An 18,258-nucleotide genomic window follows, 5' to 3' on the forward strand; every position below is an offset into this window, starting at 1 on the left:
CGGTGTGTTAGCGCTAACCATGGATGTTAGCGCTAACATCCTCCCTGTCAAGGGATCGCCGAAAGAAAACTGACGAAAGAAGACTCCGGGGCCGGCGGGGCCGAGCTTCCAATCGGCGGGTGGTCAGGCTCGACTCAGCCGGGAGGACGCCCAGGACGCCCGGTCGAGGCACGCACCACGAGCTTGGGCGGAACGGTGACGGTGCCTTCCTCCAGCTCGCCACGGATCGCTGAGGTGAGCAGGCCCATGGCCCCGCGACCCAGGGCCACGAAGTTCTGCCGGATGGTCGTGAGCGGGGGCGTGAAGTACTCGGACTCCGGAAGGTCGTCGAAACCCACGATGCTGACGTCGCCGGGCACCGTGCGCCCGGCCTCGGCCAGGGCGCGCAGCAAGCCGATGGCCATCTGGTCGTTGGCGACGAAGATCCCCGTCACCTCCGACTCCGCGGCCAGCTGACGCCCGAGGCGATAGCCACTCGAGGCGGTCCAGTCCCCCACCAGGGGTTCGTGGATCGGCAGCCCGGCCGCCTCCAGCGCCCTGCGCCAGCCGAACGTACGGGCTTCGGCCTGGTACCAGTCGGACGGACCACTGAGGTGGGCGATGTGGCGGTGCCCGAGGTCGATGAGGTGCTGGGTGGCCAACCGGGCCCCGGCCTCGTGGTCCACCCCCACCGACAGGCGCGCGCGCAGGGGGTTCGCGTCGAGCACCACGACAGGGACCGGCAGCCGTGACCGGACCCCCAGATCGAGGCCGGTGTCGACGGGTGCGATCAGCACGATGGCCTCGACCGACTCGCCCACCAGGTGGTCCAGGGCGTCCTGGGTCGCCTCCTGGGTCACCTCTGGCAGGGAGGCGAGCACCATGCCGTAGCCCTCGGCGCGAGCCGCCAGCTCCAGGCCCACCACGGTGCTGGACGGGCCGAAGAAGCCCAGCCCTGCGACGACCACCCCGACCACGCCGCTCTTCTGGGTGGCGAGCGCCTTGGCCGCGCTGTTGCCGCGGTAGCCGAGCTCGGCGACCGCCTCGAGCACCCGGGCCCGAGTGGCCGGCGCCACCCGGGAGGACCCGTTCACGACTCGCGAGACCGTCTGGTGCGACACCCCGGCAACGCGGGCGACGTCCTCCAGACGAGGGGCTGTCCGAGGCGCCGAGCTCGTCGAGGGGTTCACGTCTCGGATTGTGCCATCCGCCCGGCGGGCGATCGCGCCCCAGGGAGCGACGCGCCCGACGATGTCAGTCGAGCCAGCGCAGGTCTGCTCCTTCCGCGCGGTCATCCCACCACGTCGGGGCGGGGAGTGCGTGGGCGAAGGCGCCGCCGGAGGTCAGCACTTCGATGCACGGGCCGTCGACGAGGACCTGCACCTGCCGGGGTGAGGCGACTATGGCAACCGTCTCGGTGCCGGCTTCCACGATCACCTCGCCGTCTTGGTGAGAGATCGTCAGCACCGGCCTGCCGCCGGACGTGAGCCGCACGGCGCCGTTGGTCAGGTCAGCGGGCTCGACGATGGCGGCGTTTGCTCCCTCACGACCCGACCGACCCCTGGAGGTCAGGGCCGGGTGCAGCCGCAGGAGGAGCTGGCCGTCGACCAGGTCGAGGCGGTGGATGACACTCAGCGCGCCGGCCCGTCCTGCCCCCTGGTCGAGGAAGCCGCGGATCCAGAAGACCAGGCAGGGCTGACCGTCGGCGTCGCGGAAGGCAGCCGGGGCGTAGTAGCCCTGACCGAACGTCAGCTGTTGCCACTGCTGTGGGGTGAACGTCGGGCCGTCAGTGGTACCGATGGCTGCGACGACGTGGTGAAGCACGTCGTGGTCCCACACCGAGGCGACGAACGCCTCCGCGCCGGCGACCTCGACCAGTTGCGGGCACTCCCACATGCCGCCGGACCAGACCGGATCGGTGACGGTCGTGTGGCGCGAGGCCGCGATCCCGGCATAGCTCCAGTGGGACAGGTCCTGCGAGGAGAAGGCTGTCGCGGCCGCCCTGTCGCGGCCGATGGACGTTCCCACGAGCATCCGCCACAGCTGTCCGTCCCGGTAGACGAAGGGGTCGCGGAAAGTGGTCACGTCCAGATCTGGTGGGGCAGTGACGACGACCTCACCCTTTGTCCACGACCCCGAGTTGAGGTCTGAGCAGTCCGCCCAGCGCACCCGACTCATCGGCAGGTTGTCGGCGGTGGCCGCCGTGTAGAAGATCCGGTATCCCTTGTCGTGTCGCACCATCGACCCCGACCACACGCCGTCGTCATCCTCGCCGGGCGCAAGGGCTGTCCCCCGGTGCTCCCAGTGCACGAGATCGGCTGAGACGGCGTGGCCCCAGTGACAGTTCAGCGCCCACTCGACCGAGTCCGGAAACGTACTGGAAGAACAGGTGGTACCTCTCCCCGTCCCACGTGGGGGCGAGCGGGTCGTTCACCCAGCCGCGGTCTGCCGTCAGGTGCAAGCCGGGCCGTCGGCCCTCGGCCTCCACCTCAGGACTCCGGGACCACGACGGTTTCAGGCTTCACCCAGCCAGCATGCCAGCCCACTCAGGTTGGGCCTGCGCCGGGCGCCTGCCGCCCGCCCCACTCGCGGCCTGCCTGCGGACTTCCCGGGTTGGGACGGTTTCTGCCGCGAGCCCGATCTGGCTACCTTCGTGGAGTCCTGACCGAGGCGATGTTGGAGTAGGCGGACGCCCCCGCGTCGTTCCAGGCCGCGACGCGGTAGCGGTAGTTCGTGTTGGCCTTCAGCCCGGTGTTTGTGTATGCCGTGCTGCCAGCTGGGAGTGCGGCCACGACACCGAACGCCGTGCAGTTCCCACCCGTGCACCTCTCGAGGCGGAAACCGTTCTCGTTGGTGGAGGTGTCGGTCCAGGCCAGCCGGACCTGCGTCGCCGACGCGGCAACGGCCGTCAGCCCAGTGGGCGCCGACGGCACGGCGGGGGCTGGCGGTGGCGGCGGGCTCGATCCGAAAGGCCCGCCGAAGACGTCTGCGCGGTAGCTCCCAGCGCCGGCGAACGACTCCACGCGCAGCGTCCACGTGCCGGCCTCGGCGTTCGAGACACCGATGGTCTCGAAGCGGCCTGGCGCCGCACAGTTCCCGTTCGTGGCCTCGAGCATGCAGCGGCTCTGTGCCACGACGCTGCCAGAAGGGTTGATGAGGTGGGCGTCGAGGTCCGGGGACCACTCGTACCCATACAGGCAGGTTGTGCCGATCGGCAGCACGCAGGTCGCTGCGCCAGTAGTGATCTGCAGGGTCACGCCGAGGGGCCGTCCCGCACTGGACACGCTGATCGCGGTGTCACGAATCGCGTTCGCACCGACCGAGCCCGTCAGCACTTGGTGGCCCGGCCACGCGGCGGTGCCGGCCGGCCCGGCGCCCAACTCCGCGATGAAGGCACGCGCATCGACCAGGCCGAAACCCCACTCGTTGTCCGCGCCGGTCGCGCCGGCGTCCTGGGCGCTGGCCTGCAGGGCAGCCTTCACGGCCGCCGGAGTGCTGGCTGGCGCGGCCTCGAGGCCGAGGGCCACGATCCCGGCAACGAATGGTGTCGCCATCGAGGTGCCGGAGAAGGCGACATAGGAGCTGGTCGTGTTGGCCTTCGCCGCCACGACGCTCAGACCCGGGGCGACCACATCCGGCTTGAGGGGCGCAGCCGGGTTGGCGGTGGGTCCACGCCCGGAGAACCCTGCGAGGTAGAGCCCGGTGTCGGTGTCGAGTCCACCGGGCAGGGTCGTCTCGTCCGACGCCGCACCAACGGTGATGACGTTGGTCGCGACGCCGGGCGATGTGATCGTGGCGGGTGCGTCACCGGAGTTGCCAGCCGCCACGACGACGACCTTTCCCGCCGCGACGGCGGCGTTGGCCATCTGGCTGCCGAGGTCGGAGCCGTCACCGCCTGGGCTTCCGAGCGACATCGAGATGACCCGCACGTCACTGCGGGTGGCACACCAGTCGATCGCGGCGGCGACGTCGGCGTCCGAACCGGAGCCCGACGAGTTGAGTACCTTGGCGCCGACGAGCAGCGCGCCCCTGGCCACCCCGCCATAGCGGTCAGCATCCGCAGACCCCGTGCCGTCACCGGCCGCGATGCTGGCGACGTGTGTCCCGTGGCCGTGGTCGTCATAGGGCGTGACACGGCCGTTCACCCAGTCCCGCCACCCGACGACCCGGTCAACGAGCTGCTCGTGGTTGGGGTCGATGCCGGTATCGATGATGCAGATGCCAACGCCCCCGCCGTCAAGGGCGCCGGCGGTTGGGCTGTATGCCGCGCGGGCGGCAGTCACGCCGTAGCCGTCGTCGCCCGCGGCGTCCATCACCCGGACGATCCCGTCGAGCTCCACTCTCGTCACCGAAGGCATCGCGGCCAGGGCCGAGACCTGTCCTGCGGTGACCGATCCGCTGAACGCGCGGACAAGTCCGTAGCTGTGGCTGACAAGCAGTGATGGCGCAGCACGGCGGCCCTCACCGGGGAACAGGCCCTGGACGATGACCCGCACGCGGTCGCCTGCTGCCCTCCCGACGAGGGCTGCCTCGAGGTCGTCGGCCACCTTGTCGTGGTCGCGATCGCCCTTGCCCACGGATGCACCGTCGGGGCGGGGCGATGGGCCGTCCAACGGCGGCGCCGCGGTAGCGGCCGCGACTGACAGGGCTGGTGCCACTGCGACGAGTGCCACCACAGACCCTCTGACGAGCTGACGAAACAACGTGGACATCGCAGCACCCTTCGACAGGTACAAGACCCGCTCAGCGCAGCCCCGTGGCCGCCCTCTTCAGCATCGTCCCCCGGGCGGGGATCGGCATCGCCTGTATGGAGTACCGGCCATCGGCCGCTCGGTCGAGGGCATATCGGGATCGCCCGACATCCGGGACACCTTTCACGCACCACGGGCAGCGGCGACCAGCCCCTCACCTCGTCGTGTCGGTGCTGCGGCGGCGGGCGAGGTGGGCGCGCCAGCTCCCGGCCGTGCTGATGTCGGCGGCGCGGCGGGCGCTCGCGTTCGCCGTGAAGCCAGCGACCGTCGAGCCGTCCCACAGCCGGACCAGCCCGATCTCGAGTGGCGGCTCCACGTCGACCGCGAGCTGCCGCACCAGCTCGGCCGGCGCCTCCCACAGCTCGACCTCGATGCCTTCGCTCGGGCCGTGGCCGTCATCGAGCAGGCCAGGGCGCGGCATCGTGCCCTCCAGTCGGACCATCCGGTAGCCCGTGGCCGTCCGCCCTCGCTGGTAGAGGCGTGCCCCCGCATCGGTCAGGACCGAGTTCAGGGGCTGTCCGGACAGGTGGGCACCACACACGGCGAGCAGGCGCCGCCCGGGCGGGATGGGTGGTGAGGCGTCGGGCAGTCGCTCCCCGGTCAATACCGAGGCCAGGTCGAGCAGCTGTTGATCGGCGAAGGCCGGCGCCAGCAGCTGGACTCCAAAAGGGAGCCCGTCGGGTCGGCGCCCGGCCGGGAAGGCGACCGCACAGAGGTCCAGCAGGTTGGCCATGTTCGTGTAGGTCCCCAGCCGGCTGTTGACACCCACGGGGTCGGCAGCCACGTCAGCGAGGGTCGGGTGGAACGGTGTCGTCGGGAGGAGCACGGCGTCGACGCCGGCCGTCGCGGCGGCGACCTGCCGGGCTAGCCGAGCCAACCGGTGCTGGGCGGTGAAGAGCTGCTCCGCCTCGAGCCCACGAGCACCCAGGACGATCCGCCGCACGATCGGATCGAGGTGCGGCCCGTCCGGTTCCAGGAAGTGACCGAAGGAGGCCAGTCTCTCGGCCACGAAGGGACCTTCGTACAACATCGTCGCCACTTCGAGCATGGCGGACACGTCCACCGGCACCAGGCGCACCAGCCCTGAGAGCTGCGCCAGGGCCACCTTCCAGGCTGCGCGGTGCTGCGCGTCGAGATCGATCGGAGCTGCTGGTATGCCGACAACGCCCATGACCCGTGCGACCCCGGCAGGCAGGGGGCTGGGTCGCTGACGCGACCAGGGGTCCTCAGGGTCGAAACGCGCGAGGACGTCGTGGACGTTACGAACCACGGAAACCGTTGGTGCAAATACGGATACGCAATCGAGGGACGGGCAGGCGGGGAGCACCCCTCGGGTGCTGACGACGCCGCGGGTTGGTTTGAAGCCGACGATCCCGTTGAGCGCTGCCGGGACCCGCCCGCTGCCCGCGGTGTCCGTGCCGAGGGCGAACGGCACCACGCCAGCAGCCACCGCGACGGCACTGCCGGAGCTGCTCCCGCCGCTGATGTGGTTGTCGGAGTCGACGCAGTGGCACGCGCCGTACGGGGAGCGCGTGCCCACCAGGCCGGTGGCGAACTGGTCCATGTTCGTCTTGCCGATGGGGATCGCGCCCGCAGCCATCAGCTGGTCGACCACGCGCGCATTGCGAGCGGCGGGTGTCGTCAGCGTCGGGCAGCCGCCGGTGGTGGGGACGCCGGCAACGTCGATGTTGTCCTTGACGGCGAACGGCAGACCGCTCAGCCGGGAAGGGGTGGCGGTCGTGTGGGCGTCGCCGCCCTTCCTTCGGCGACCATCGAAGACGTTGATGAATGCCGGGTTGTCGAGGCGCCGCGCGGCCGCACGGGCCGCGCCAACATCCCAGGATCCGTTGCGGGGAAACGTCATCGGCTCAGGTTCGCTCGGAGACGTGTGCGTGGATGATGCGCCAGCCTGCCTCGGTCCTCAACCAGGTCTGGCTCTGACGGCCGACGGAGCGTGACGACGGATAGGCGAAGCGGGTCGTGACGACCGCGAGGCTCTCGGACCAGACGTCGACCCGGGTGTCAGTGAGGTGGCGACCGGCGGGAACCGTGGCGGCACTGCTGCGCCACCGCCGGACCTCGTCGGCACCCCACTGCTCCTCGGCGATCCCGAAGCGGACGGTCCGGATGTCGTCGGCGAACCACCAGTCCGTCGCGGCTGCATTCCCGGCCACCAGAGCCGCCTCGTAGGCCGTGAAGCAGTCCATGACCTCCTGGGCGAGCCCTGCGGCAGCAGCCATCATCACGTCGCGGATCGTGCCGCACGGGTCGGCTCTGGCTCGGTCACGACGGGAGCCCGCTGCACCATCGCCTCTTCCGCGTCGAGGGCCAGCTCGTCGGCTTCCTTCTCACGTCGCGGGAGCTTCATGGTCGCGAACGCGACGCACACGGCCGCTGCGAGCAGGTAGCCGATCGTGACCTGTGAGCTGGCGTTGAGCTGGACTTTCTCCGCGTTGATGATCCCGACGAAACTGAGCGCGGCGGCGACCACGAGGTAGCCCGCTGCCCACACGAAGTTGCGGTCGATGATGAACGCGACTACCGCTCCGATCATCATGCCTGCGAGCACGGCGCCGCTGCCCAGGACCAGGATCCCGTGGTAGAGCACGCTGTTGCCCTCGAGAGCGGCTTCGCCGACCTTTGCCGCGGACGTCCCCGCCGCGCCGAGGGCGTTGTCGATGAGGGTCTGGGCCCAGGCTGCGATGTTGGGGATGATCGCGATCACGACGGCGACGAAGTGGGCCCTCGGCACGGCGCGGAACGCCTGGGCGCCGATCACGAGGCCGATGTAGAGCAGGATCGGGACGATCGCCGGGGTGGGAAGGAGCGTGTTGATCAGACCGAACAGTCCGAGGAAACAGAGCAACGCGATCACGACGCCGCTGGCGAGCGAGTAGCCGGTCCGTCCGCCTGCGGCCTTCCACCCCGGGTGCCCGATGTAGACGGCGGGCGGGAACGGCGAACCCAGGGCCGAGCCCACGATGGCACCGGCGCCGTCCGCGAGCAGGACGCTCCGGAGGTTGTAGTCGTCACCGGCCGCGGCGGCACTCTCGACGTTGCTCATGCCCTCGGTGAAGTTGTAGATGCCCAGCGGGATCGCCGTGGCGAGCAGCGGGCCGATGTCCTTGAGCCCGCCCAGGAGCAGGTCGAGCTGGAATGTCGGGATGCCGATGGCGATGTCCTTCGCGGCCGACGTCACGTCGGGGACGGACATGAAACCTCCCGCCCAGCCGACTGCTGTGCCCACCAGCAGGGCGACGAGCCCGACGGGGAGACCGAAGGGCATCTTCACGCCTGCGAAGAACCCGGCCAGGATGATGACGAACACCGGGAGGGCGATCCACGCCGCATCCCACATCTGCGCGGCCGGGCGCATCGAGATGAACGCGAGCGAGATGCCTGCGAGCGTCCCGAGCATCGCCGCCCGTGGCGTGAACCGGCGGATGTAGGGCCCGACGAACGCTCCGAGGACCACGATGACACCGATGATGAAGGCCCAGGCCAACCCGGTCTCCCACGCCTTGAGTGGGTCCTTGGTGGCGAGGAAGACCGGCAGCATGATCAGGAAGACCACGATGAACATGTGCGGGACGCTCGGCCCGTACGGCATCGCCGTCACCGTCTCGCGGTTCTCCCGCTGCGCCAGTCGCCGGGCCAGGTAGGTGTAGTAGACGTTGCCGATCAGCAGCTGGATGCCGAGCGCCGGCACGATCGTCCCGTAGACGTTGTCCTGGGACAGCCCGAGGACGCCGATGCAGAGCGAGCTGAGGACGAGCACGTTGACGAGGACGTTGAATCCGAGGCCGAAGGCGGCGTTGGTGTCGCCGGGTGTCCACCACGGGAGGCGCAGGCCGGGAGACGGCCGAGGTGACGGGCGGAAGGGGCGGGTGAGCACAGACATGGGGGGCTCCTTGGACGGGGGACGTCAGAGAGATGTCAGGCGGTGATGGTGGCGTCGGCCGTGGCGAGGGCCGAGAGATATGCCGTTGACGGGGCGACCCAACCGAAGATGCCGCCCTGTGCGCTGATCATGGCCAGAGCTGCCTGTTGGAACGCGGGAAAGTAGGACCCGACGCAGTCGGACAGGACCAGGCACTCGTAGCCGCGGTCGTTCGCCTCGCGCACCGTGGTGTGCACGCAGACCTCGGTCGTGACGCCGGTGACGATCAGCGACGTGATTCCGGCCTCGACCAGGTGGTCGTGCAGGTCGGTCGCGTAGAACGAGCCCTTGCCGGGCTTGTCGATCACGAGCTCGCCCGGCGACGGTGCGAGGTCGTCGATGATGTCGTGGCCGTACTCGCCACGAATCAGAATCCGGCCCTTGGGGCCGGGGTCGCCGATGCGCATCGACGGCGCGCCACGGTGCAGCTTTGCTGGCGGGCAGTCGGAGAGGTCGGGCAGGTGCCCCTCGCGGGTGTGGATGACCATGAGTCCGCGCTGCCGGGCGTCGGCGAGCACGGCCTGCAGCGGAGGGACGACGGCTTGCAGGATCGAGACGTCGTTGCCGAGCGTCTCGCCGAAACCTCCGGGCTCCACGAAGTCCCGCTGCATGTCGATGAGCACCAGGGCGGTGCGGGACGGCTCGAAGCGGAACGGTGAGGGTGCCGCCTCGACGGTGATGGGCTCGCTCATTGCTGTTGCCCTTCATAGGTGGCGGCCTGGTGGGGGGCGGCCTGGTAGGTGGCGGCGATGACGGCGCCCGATTCGGCGACCGCTCCGAACACGCCGCCCTGCATGGTGACCATGTGCAGTGCCGCGTCATGGTTGGACCGGTCGGTCGCCCCGGTGCAGTCGGAGAGGATGAGGCACTCGTAACCCCGGTCGTTGGCCTCCCGCATCGTGGTGTGGACGCAGACGTCCGTCGTGATGCCGGTCAGCACGATGTGGGTGATCTGGTTGGTCCTCAGCAGGAGGTCGAGGTTGGTCGCATAGAAGGCGCCCTTGCCCGGTTTGTCGACGATGAACTCGCCGGCGACCGGCGCCACCTCCGGGACGATCTCCCACCCGGGCTCGCCCCGGACGAGGATGCGACCGCAGGGGCCGTCCGACCCGATCTCGGCGCCGATCTGTGCAGAGCGCCACCGCTTGTTCGCGGGGAGGTCACCCAGATCCGGCGCATGACCCTCACGGGTGTGGATCACCGTCATCCCGGTGTCCCTGGCGTGCTGAAGGAGCCTTGCCGTTGCTGGGAGGCCCGCACGGGTGAGGCCGACGTCATACCCCATGCGGTCGACGTATCCCCCGAAACCGCAGAAGTCGACCTGCCAGTCGATGCAGATCACGGCCACGTGCCGCGCGTCGACCGAGTGGTCGTACGGCCACGGGTAGGGGCGGGCGTCGACCGGTCCGACGAACCATGAGGCGTCACGGCTCGTCACGACGGGGAGCCGGGTCAACGGGGAGATCTCGGTGTCAGTCACGCTCGCCTCCTGGGCATCGCTACTGAATGTCGATTGTCGACCGTTTGGCGATGGCCATAGGTTGCGCTGACGTGAAAGTCAGGTTTCGAAGTCCGGCAATCAGGCCCAAACCACCTGAAGCGACTAGTGGAAGTACCGCCGCGATCCGTGGCGGTCGAGCTCCTCGCCGATGCGGACGCGATCGCCGCTGAGCACGGCGTCGAGCAGGCGCTGATGGCGACGCACACCCTCGGCGGGTGAGCTGGTGTCCGCCTCCCGCCGCAGGTTCGCGGCCATGTAGATCTGGAGCTTGACGATCAGCGGTTCGTAGGCGATGAGCAGCTGACGGCTGTCGGCCATCGCGACGAGGGCAAGGTGGAAGGCCCTGTGGGCGTTGCTCGCGGCCAGCCTGTCGCCGCGATCGGCGGCGTCGGCGAGCGTCGTCAGGGCGGCCTCGACGGCTCGCGTGTCGAGCTCTGCCGCTTCCTGCTCCTGGACCAGCGACAGGGCGAACCGCTCGAGCGCGTCACGGACCGCGAAGAGCTCGTCGAAGTCACGAGCCGAGTACGTGGTGACCCTGGCGCCTCGGCGCGGTAGGTGCTCGACAAGTCCCTGCTCGACCAGCAGGCGCAGCGCCTCGCGCAGGGGCGCGCGGCTGATCATGAACCGCTGGGTCAGCTGCCCCTCGACGAGCCGCTCTCCGGGTTCGAGCGCGCCGGAAAGGATGTCGCCCCTGAGCTGGTCTGTGACCAGCTCCACGAGGCTCTGTGACCGCAGCATCCCGCCCGTCGACCCGTCGGTCTCCACGTCCCTGCTCCTCACCCAGGCTGACTTCCTGCAGGAAGTATGACGTCCACGCGTGGGTCGGTTGGGGAGGCCGCGGGCGTGAGAGAGGGCGCCTGACTCGCGTTTCCGCGGGTGAGGCGCCCTCTCGTGCACGTGGTGGCAGGTGAAGGACTCGAACTTCGAAGCCTTCGCGATGGATCTACAGGCCGACGTATGCTGCCCGCCCACCTGCCGCTCAACGGCGTCGTCACGGGTGCCGGTCGAGTCGCACCCGGAAGGTGCGGACGTCGAAGGCCTTGAGCGACAACGAGATCGTGCCCATGGCGTCGAGCGCGAGGCTTGGCGCGGTCTCGAGCTCCTCCTCGAGCAGGTTGACCTCGACCACCTCGACCACGTCGACTACCCCGCCCGCCCCGCCCACTGGAATGCCGAACGTCAGCTCGGCCCTGGTGCGGGCACCCTGCGACTCGAAGACGCGCACGACCAGGTCGCCCGACCGGTCCGCCGCAAGCTTCACACTGGACAGCACGACACCGGTCCCCGTGACGACGACCAGCGGGTCGACGCCCTGGCTGCCGGTGACGGTCCGCTCGTCGGTGTTGAGCAGAGCCCCGGCCTCGGTCGCGGAAGCGATGTCGGCTCCCACCACCAGGCCGTACCGGTGGGTCTGCACCCCCTGGTCGGTCTCGGGATCGGGGAACCGCGGCGCCCGCAGCAGTGAGAGCCGCACCGTGGTCGTCACGTCGCCGTCATCGGCGGCCCTGGTGACGTCGAAGCCATAGGTCGAGTCGTTGACCAGCGCGACCCCGAACCCCGGCTCCTCCAGCAGGACGTAACGGTGCATGGAGGTCTCGAACTTCGCGGCCTCCCAGCTGGTGTTGGTGTGCGTGACGCGCTTGTGGTGGCCGAACTGGGTCTCGGCGACGCTGTGCTCGGCCCGCACGTCGAGCGGGAAGGCGACCTTGAGGAACTTCTCCGTCTCGTGCCAGTCGGTCGTCTGGGCGAACTCCAGCACCCGAGATCCGGGCTCGAGCGAGATCACCTGTCGCACAGTCGAATCCGCGGAGATGCTGCGTTCGACCACCAGCTGGGCCACACCGTCCACCAGATCGGCCGTGAGGGAGGACACCGAGCGCAGGTCCGTCACCCGGTTGCGATAGAACCGGTCGACGTCCCAGGCGTCCCACTTGTTCGGGAAGTCCTGGTGCAGCTGGAGCAGGTTCCCCCTCGCTCCGGGTGCGATGGCCTCACGACCGGTCGCCAGGTCGACGGCCGAGGCGATCAGGCCGTCGGCGTCGAAGGTGACGGACACGAGCCCGTTTTGCAGCACGTGGCCACCGTCGCGCTCCTCCACCTGCGCGGGCGCCGGTGAGTCCGCACCGGCGGCGAGGGCCGCGACGCCGGCCGGCAGGGCGGCATACGCCGGTATGCCGTGCCGAGCGAACGGCGCGCCGTTCACGGTGATGGGCTGGTCGCCGTCTCCGACCAGCGCCCTCAGCACACGCTCGACCAGCGCCTGGGCCGCTGCGGTGACCCGCTCGTACTCGGCGACGGCCTCTCGGTGCACCCAGGCGATGGAGGTGCCGGGGAGGATGTCGTGGAACTGCTGGAGCAGCACCTGCTTCCACAACGCGTCGAGCTCGTCGTAGGGGTAGTCGACCAGACCACGGACGGCCGCGGTCGCCGACCACAGCTCCGCCTCGACGAGCAGGTGCTCGGTGCGCCGGTTGCCCTGCTTGGTCTGGTGCTGCGAGGTCAGGGTCGCGCGGTGGAGCTCGAGGTAGAGCTCGCCGACCCAGACCGGCGGGTGCGGCAGCTCGGCCCGCACCTGCTCGAAGAAGTCGTCCGGGTGACGCCACCGCACCCTGGCGCTCCCCTCGAGGTCGGCGACACGCGCCGCGACGCCGGTCATCTCGCGGGTGGTGCCGCCGCCCCCGTCACCCCAACCGACCGGCGCGATCGACCCGGTCGCCAGGCGGCTCTCGCGGAACTGCCGCGATGCCGTGGCCAGCTCCGCGCCCGACAGCTGCGCGTTGTAGGTGTCCATGGGCGGAAAGTGGCTGAGGACACGCGAGCCGTCGATGCCCTCCCAGAGAAACGTGTGGTGGGGGAACGTGTTGACCTGGTTCCACGAGATCTTCTGGGTGAAGAACCAGTCGAACCCCGCCCGACGGATCAGCCCCGGCAGGGCCGGCGAGTAGCCGAAGCTGTCGGGCAACCAGACGCCGCGGCAGCGGACACCGAACTCCTGCTCGAAGAAGCGCTGGCCGTAGAGGAACTGCCGGACGAGAGACTCACCGGAGGGCATGACGGTGTCACTCTCGACCCACATGCCGCCGAGCGGGACGAAGCGGCCGTCGGCCACGGCCTGCTTGACCCGCTCGAACACCTCGGGCCGGTGCTCCTTGATCCACTCGTACTGCTGGGCGCTCGACATGCCGTAGAGGAAGTCGTCGGTCTGGTCGAGGAGCTCGGTCATCGATGCAGCCGTGCGCGCCACCTTGCGGATGGTCTCCCGGACCGGCCACAGCCAGGCCGAGTCGATGTGGGCGTGCCCGATGGCCCAGATCTCGTGCGCACTCTCGTCGGCGCGACGGGCCAAGGCGGGGGCGAGCGCTTCCCTTGCGTCGAGCGCGGTGTCCGCGATGTGTTGCAGGTCAAGCACATCCAGGGCCTCGTCGAGCGCCTGGAGGACCTTCATCCGGCGTGGCCCCTCCGGCAGCTCAGCCTGCAGCTGGAGCAGCACCTGGAGGTCGAGGGCCAGCTCGTGCACCTGCTCCTCGAAGACCGCGAGCTCGATCCGCCGCGTCGTGTAGAGCCGGCGCGACGACGAGGTCTGGATGTCGCCCTCCTGCGTCGGCAGGAACGGGTGGTGGTCGAGCAGGACCGGGTTCGCCGCCGCCTCGAGGTAGAGCTCGACGGGTTCGTCACCCGCTGCCGACTCGGCAACCAGGACCCACTGGTTGCGCGGGTTGACCGACTTCACGGGCGACCCGTCCGGCCGGTACACCAGCCCCTCGCACTGGAAGCCCGGCATGTCCGTGTCGAAGCCGAGGTCGACGAGCAGCTCAACGCGCCGTCGCGCCCACTCGGCGGGCACCTGCCCGGTGAACCGGAACCATGTCGTCCCCCACGCGGCACCCCACGGCGTCCCCACCTCATGCGGCGAGTACTCCAGGCCCAGGCCTCGCGCCACCCGCACGGGCTCACCCGGTAGCTCGTGCCATTCGACGGTCACCGGAGCCGTCACGGCGTGCACTGCCGGGAGGATGCGCTCCTCCAGGACACGCGTGGCGCGGCCGACGGTCAGGGGGATGTCATCGTGCATGGCTGCCTCTCATCGATGCGCCGTGGTCGTCGACTGGTATGCCGTGGCGTGGCCTTGCCGTGGCGTGGCCTTGCCGTGGCACCACCTTGCCGTGGCTTGGCCTTGCCGTGGCACCACCTTGCCGGAGAAGGCTCGCCACCGTCTGCCGGAACGTACTCGATCTGGGCCGGACCGCAGGAAGCCACTCGTAATCGCGCCGCAAGGTGGCGGACCGCCGAGACTGCGATGCGCGCTGGCAGGGTGGGCGGCATGAAGATCGTCGTCACCGGCGGAGCCGGGTTCATCGGTGCTGCCCTGGTGCGCACCCTTGCGAGCTCGGCGCACGACGTGCTCGTCGTCGACTCCCTCCGTGCAGACGTCCACCGTGACGGTGGGGTTGCGGCCCGGGCCCGGCTGTCCGCCCTGGGCGTGCACCTGGTGGAGGCCGATGTCCGGGACCTCCAGGCGGTCCGCGCACACCTCGACGGCGCGGACGCGGTCGTGCACCTCGCTGCCAAGGTCGGGCTCGGCGTGAACCTGGACGACATTGACGACTACGTCTCGAGCAACGCGCTCGGCACGGCAACGGTGCTGCGGGCCTGCCACGCCGCCGGCGTCCCGCGCTTCGTCCAGGCCAGCTCCATGGTCGTCTACGGCGAGGGCTCCTACACGTGCGGCCGTGACGGTCGGGTCTCCCCCGCTCCGCGAGAGGAGGAGCGGCTGGCGCGCGGACTGTTCGAGCCGACGTGCCCCGCCTGTGGTGACGACCTCGACCCCACCCTCGTCTCGGAGGACGCCGCGATGGATCCGCGGAACACCTACGCAGCCACGAAGGTCACGCAGGAGCAGCTCGCCTCGGTCTGGGCGCGTGAGACCGGTGCGGCTGCCATGTCGCTTCGCCTGCACAACGTCTACGGGCCGGGTATGCCGCGGCACACGCCCTACGCCGGTGTCGCCGCGATCTTCTGGTCAGCCGCGGCCATGGGGGTGCCGCCGCAGGTCTTCGAGGACGGTGGCCAGCGTCGCGACTTCATCCACGTCAACGACGTCGCCAGCGCGTTCGTGGCGGCGCTGGGCCGGGACACGTCGGGCCACGGACCCGGACGCTCGGCATACAACGTCGGCTCCGGCGTCGTGCACACGATCGGTGACGTGGCGACCGAGCTGGCCGCACTGGCCGGCGGCCCCGCGCCCGAGGTGACGGGGCAGTACCGCCTCGGCGACGTGCGTCACATCACGGCCTCCAGCGACCTGGCTGCCCGCGAGATCGGTTGGGCTGCAACGACTCCCCTGCGAGAAGGGCTCAGCGGACTGTCCTTCGGCTGAACGACGCGCAGCCGGCTCGACGACGCTCGTTCAGCTAACCGGCACGTCGGCGGCAGGCAGCGCCACCTCGAACCTGCACCCTCCGTCGACGTTGGCGACCGAGATCGACCCCGCGTGCGACTCGACGATGCCCTTGGCGATGGCCAGACCCAAGCCAGCACCCGCGTCATGTCCACTGCGCTCCGGGTCGGCTCGCCATCCCGCCTCGAAGACACGGTGCAGGTCGGGCTCCGCGATGCCCCCGCACTGGTCCAGCACCGAGACCTGGGTGCGACCGTCCGCGCTGCGCTCTGCGCGGACCACGACCGACCCACCTGGCGCCGTGTGGCGCACAGCGTTGCCGACGAGGTTGCCGAGCAACCGGGTGAGCTCGTCGCCATTGCCTGTGACGGCCAGCCGGTCATCGTCTCCGCGGGTCCGCAGCTGCAGGGAGACCTCACGCTGCTGGGCGTGCTGCTGGAGCTCTCCGACGACGTCGTGGGCCACCTCGACCAGGCTCACCAGAGCGGTGTTCTCGCGTGCGCGGGCTTCGGTGGAGCTGACCCGGGACAGCTCGAACAGGTCACCCACGAGGCCGTCCAGCCGGCCCACCGTCTGCCGCATCTGGCGCAGTGCCGGCTCGGGTTCGATGACACCGTCCTCGAGGCCCTCGGCGAGCGCTCGAAGCCCCGCCAGGGGGGTGCGCAGGTCGTGCGACATGAAAGCCACGAGCTCGCGTCGGGAGCGCTCCAGGGCCCGCTCGCGCTGCTCCGATGCCGCCAGCCGGCTCCTGGTGGTGTCGAGCTCGCGACCCAGCTCCGAGAGCTCGGACGACACCGCCGCGCTCCGCGTCCGCGAGTGCTGGTGGTCGGAGCCGTCGCCCAGCGAACGCAGGGAGTGTGCCAGGGCGCTGGACCCGGCAGCCACCTGCCGGCCCAGGACCAGCGAGAGCAGCACCCCGATGAGGCCGGCGCAGCCGAGGGCCACCAGGACGACGGTGGAGTCGTGCGTCGAGATGAACATCCGCTGGACGTTGACGAAGACGGCCAGCGACACTGCGAGCAAGGGCACCAGCGACGCGACGACGACGAGGGTGGCCGTGGACCGACCCCGCATCGAGGAGAGCAGGACACCTCCGCCGACCCCGGCGGCCAGGCAGACGAGGGTGGTCACGGCGATGATCTGCTGCATGTCGCTCACGGCTGCTCCTCGGCGTCACCGAACCGGTAGCCGGCCCCCCGCACGGTGACGATCCGCCGGGGGTCGGACGGGTCGTCCTCGATCTTCTCGCGCACGCGGCGCACATGGACAGTGACCGTCGAGGTGTCGCCGAAGTCCCAGCCCCAGACGCGATGCATCAGCTGTTCCTTGGTGAAGGTCAGCCCCGGGTGGGCGATCAGGTAGGCCAGCAGGTCGAACTCGCGTGCGGTCAGCTCGGTGCCCCGGCCGTCGACCGTCGCGGACCGCACGCCGGTGTCCACGCGGACGCCGAGCCGCTCGGTGACCCTGGGCAGCAACGCCGTGGCGCCGAGTCGCTCGCCTCGACGCAGCAACGCCTCCACGCGGCCGAGCGCCTCCCGCGGGCTGAACGGCTTGACCATGTAGTCGTCGGCGCCGAGCTCGAGTCCGAGCAGCCGGTCGTCCTCCTCGCCGCGGGCGCTCAGGACGATGACGGCGGCGTGGTCGTCCTCTGCCCGGCGGCGGCGCAGCACCTCGAGGCCCGACATCATCGGCAGCATGACGTCGAGGATCACCACGTCCGGCCGGCGCTCGCGCCAGGCTTGCAGCGCAGTCAGCCCGTCTGCGGCCAGAACCGACTCGAAGCCCGCCCGGCGCAGGTAGGCCGAGAGGACGCTGGAGACGGTGGGGTCGTCCTCGACGACCAGCACAGTTGCGACCATCTCCGCAGCGTATGCCGCGTGGGCGCCTCCCCGGGGTCCGCGCGGTCCGTCGCGCCCACCCGTAAGGGTTTCGTCATCGACGCGAAGCTCGGACGTGGCCACCTGCGCCCTAGCGTCGGCTCCATGGCCCACCGATCCCCGGAAGTCGATGTCGTGCTCCCCTGCCTCAACGAGGCGAAGGCGCTGCCCTGGGTGCTCGACCGGATGCCGGACTGGGCCCGGCCGATCGTCGCGGACAACGGCTCGACGGACGCATCGGTGGCCATCGCGCAAGGTCGTGGGATCCAGGTCGTCGAGGTCCTCCAGCGGGGATACGGCGCGGCCTGTCATGCCGGGCTGCGGGCCGCGACAGCGCCCCTCGTCGCCTTCATGGACGCCGATGCCAGCCTCGACCCACGGTCGCTGGAGGCCCTGCTCGCCGAACACCGAGGCACTCTCGACCACGGGCGGTCCCACCTCGTCGTGGGTGCGCGGCGCCCGGTGTCTGGAGCGGCGTGGCCCGGGCGACTTCGGTTGGCCAACAGGGTCCTTGCCCAGCAGGTCCGGCGAGCGACCGGTGTCGACCTCGAGGACATCGGGCCACTGCGGTTGGCCCCCACCGCAGCCCTGCAGGGGCTGCCCATCGACGACCGGCGCTCGGGTTACCCCCTCGAGACGGTGCTCCGCGCCGCGCGCGCGGGATGGTCGGTCACCGGGGTGCCGATCCCCTACCTCCCTCGGTCCGGCCGATCCAAGGTCACCGGAACCTGGCTGGGCGCCGCCCGCGCCGTACATGACATGAGCCGGGTGCTGGCATCGTGACGGCCTCGGCCGGGGCCCGCTCGAACGAG

General features: G+C 70.2%; 14 protein-coding genes and 1 pseudogene. 2 read left to right on the forward strand and 13 right to left on the reverse strand.

The genetic code is table 11. The features are described 5' to 3' along the window. Positions 1–134: 134 nt before the first annotated feature. From AC1DYG_RS07480 to AC1DYG_RS07530, 11 genes and pseudogenes are all read right to left on the reverse strand, one after another. On the reverse strand, positions 135–1,169 hold the full coding sequence (locus AC1DYG_RS07480) for a LacI family DNA-binding transcriptional regulator (RefSeq protein ID WP_477639228.1): 1,035 nt from the start codon (positions 1,167–1,169) through the stop codon (positions 135–137). 64 nt (positions 1,170–1,233) lie between these two features. Then, a pseudogene (locus AC1DYG_RS07485) lies at positions 1,234–2,334 on the reverse strand (glycoside hydrolase family 32 protein); the annotation flags it as partial. Continuing rightward, on the reverse strand, positions 2,243–2,467 hold the full coding sequence (locus AC1DYG_RS07490) for a hypothetical protein (protein WP_477639229.1): 225 nt from the start codon (positions 2,465–2,467) through the stop codon (positions 2,243–2,245). The gene AC1DYG_RS07490 and the pseudogene AC1DYG_RS07485, both read right to left, overlap by 92 nt. 157 nt (positions 2,468–2,624) lie before the next feature. Beyond that, complete coding sequence (locus tag AC1DYG_RS07495) at positions 2,625–4,691, reverse strand: S8 family serine peptidase (RefSeq protein ID WP_477639230.1); 2,067 nt, start codon at positions 4,689–4,691, stop codon at positions 2,625–2,627. A 193-nt stretch (positions 4,692–4,884) separates the two neighbouring features. Further along, positions 4,885–6,594 (reverse strand): allophanate hydrolase, encoded by a 1,710-nt coding sequence (atzF, locus tag AC1DYG_RS07500; protein ID WP_477639231.1) that lies wholly within the window; start codon positions 6,592–6,594, stop codon positions 4,885–4,887. A gap of 4 nt (positions 6,595–6,598) precedes the next feature. Next, positions 6,599–6,973: an AtzH-like domain-containing protein gene (locus AC1DYG_RS07505; protein WP_477639481.1), complete on the reverse strand. Its 375-nt coding sequence runs from the start codon at positions 6,971–6,973 to the stop codon at positions 6,599–6,601. Then, the gene (locus tag AC1DYG_RS07510; protein WP_477639232.1) at positions 6,973–8,631 is read right to left on the reverse strand and encodes a hypothetical protein; all 1,659 of its coding nucleotides are present in this window, start codon (positions 8,629–8,631) and stop codon (positions 6,973–6,975) included. The genes AC1DYG_RS07505 and AC1DYG_RS07510 overlap by 1 nt, the downstream gene beginning before the upstream one ends. Before the next feature lie 35 nt (positions 8,632–8,666). Continuing rightward, positions 8,667–9,362: a cysteine hydrolase family protein gene (locus tag AC1DYG_RS07515; RefSeq protein ID WP_477639233.1), complete on the reverse strand. Its 696-nt coding sequence runs from the start codon at positions 9,360–9,362 to the stop codon at positions 8,667–8,669. Beyond that, complete coding sequence (gene biuH / locus AC1DYG_RS07520) at positions 9,359–10,150, reverse strand: biuret amidohydrolase (RefSeq protein ID WP_477639234.1); 792 nt, start codon at positions 10,148–10,150, stop codon at positions 9,359–9,361. The genes AC1DYG_RS07515 and biuH overlap by 4 nt, the downstream gene beginning before the upstream one ends. 123 nt (positions 10,151–10,273) lie before the next feature. Continuing rightward, positions 10,274–10,936 carry a GntR family transcriptional regulator gene (locus tag AC1DYG_RS07525; protein ID WP_477639235.1) on the reverse strand — a complete coding sequence of 221 codons (663 nt, stop codon included), beginning with the start codon at positions 10,934–10,936 and terminating at the stop codon, positions 10,274–10,276. Between the two features lie 226 nt (positions 10,937–11,162). Beyond that, positions 11,163–14,243, reverse strand: a complete 3,081-nt coding sequence (locus tag AC1DYG_RS07530; protein WP_477639236.1) for an alpha-mannosidase — start codon at positions 14,241–14,243, stop codon at positions 11,163–11,165. Between the two features lie 249 nt (positions 14,244–14,492). Here AC1DYG_RS07530 and AC1DYG_RS07535 point away from each other — a divergent pair, with 249 nt between their 5' ends. Next, positions 14,493–15,548, forward strand: coding sequence for an NAD-dependent epimerase/dehydratase family protein (locus tag AC1DYG_RS07535; RefSeq protein WP_477639237.1), 1,056 nt, complete (start codon positions 14,493–14,495; stop codon positions 15,546–15,548). 30 nt (positions 15,549–15,578) lie between these two features. Here the strand turns inward: AC1DYG_RS07535 and AC1DYG_RS07540 are convergent, their stop codons facing one another. Further along, on the reverse strand, positions 15,579–16,718 hold the full coding sequence (locus AC1DYG_RS07540) for a sensor histidine kinase (protein WP_477639482.1): 1,140 nt from the start codon (positions 16,716–16,718) through the stop codon (positions 15,579–15,581). Positions 16,719–16,723: 5 nt separating this feature from the next. After that, a complete protein-coding gene (locus AC1DYG_RS07545) occupies positions 16,724–17,428 on the reverse strand; it encodes a response regulator transcription factor (RefSeq protein WP_477639238.1) in 705 nt (234 codons plus the stop codon). Between the two features lie 123 nt (positions 17,429–17,551). On the opposite strand from AC1DYG_RS07545, the gene AC1DYG_RS07550 reads away from it, so the two are divergent. Then, on the forward strand, positions 17,552–18,229 hold the full coding sequence (locus AC1DYG_RS07550) for a glycosyltransferase family 2 protein (RefSeq protein ID WP_477639239.1): 678 nt from the start codon (positions 17,552–17,554) through the stop codon (positions 18,227–18,229). Positions 18,230–18,258 lie beyond the last annotated feature (29 nt).

It is taken from the genome of Pedococcus sp. P1_H8 (assembly GCF_056405175.1).

Bases quoted from the DNA above. Each gene is read 5' to 3' on its own strand.
- AC1DYG_RS07530 (WP_477639236.1), bottom strand. From the start codon at position 14,243: ATGCACGATGACATCCCCCTGACCGTCGGCCGCGCCACGCGTGTCCTG.
- AC1DYG_RS07505 (WP_477639481.1), bottom strand. From the start codon at position 6,973: ATGATGGCTGCTGCCGCAGGGCTCGCCCAGGAGGTCATGGACTGCTTC.
- AC1DYG_RS07535 (WP_477639237.1), top strand. From the start codon at position 14,493: ATGAAGATCGTCGTCACCGGCGGAGCCGGGTTCATCGGTGCTGCCCTG.
- AC1DYG_RS07540 (WP_477639482.1), bottom strand. From the start codon at position 16,718: ATGCAGCAGATCATCGCCGTGACCACCCTCGTCTGCCTGGCCGCCGGG.
- AC1DYG_RS07510 (WP_477639232.1), bottom strand. From the start codon at position 8,631: ATGTCTGTGCTCACCCGCCCCTTCCGCCCGTCACCTCGGCCGTCTCCC.
- AC1DYG_RS07545 (WP_477639238.1), bottom strand. From the start codon at position 17,428: ATGGTCGCAACTGTGCTGGTCGTCGAGGACGACCCCACCGTCTCCAGC.
- atzF (WP_477639231.1), bottom strand. From the start codon at position 6,594: ATGACGTTTCCCCGCAACGGATCCTGGGATGTTGGCGCGGCCCGTGCG.
- AC1DYG_RS07550 (WP_477639239.1), top strand. From the start codon at position 17,552: ATGGCCCACCGATCCCCGGAAGTCGATGTCGTGCTCCCCTGCCTCAAC.
- AC1DYG_RS07515 (WP_477639233.1), bottom strand. From the start codon at position 9,362: ATGAGCGAGCCCATCACCGTCGAGGCGGCACCCTCACCGTTCCGCTTC.
- AC1DYG_RS07495 (WP_477639230.1), bottom strand. From the start codon at position 4,691: ATGTCCACGTTGTTTCGTCAGCTCGTCAGAGGGTCTGTGGTGGCACTC.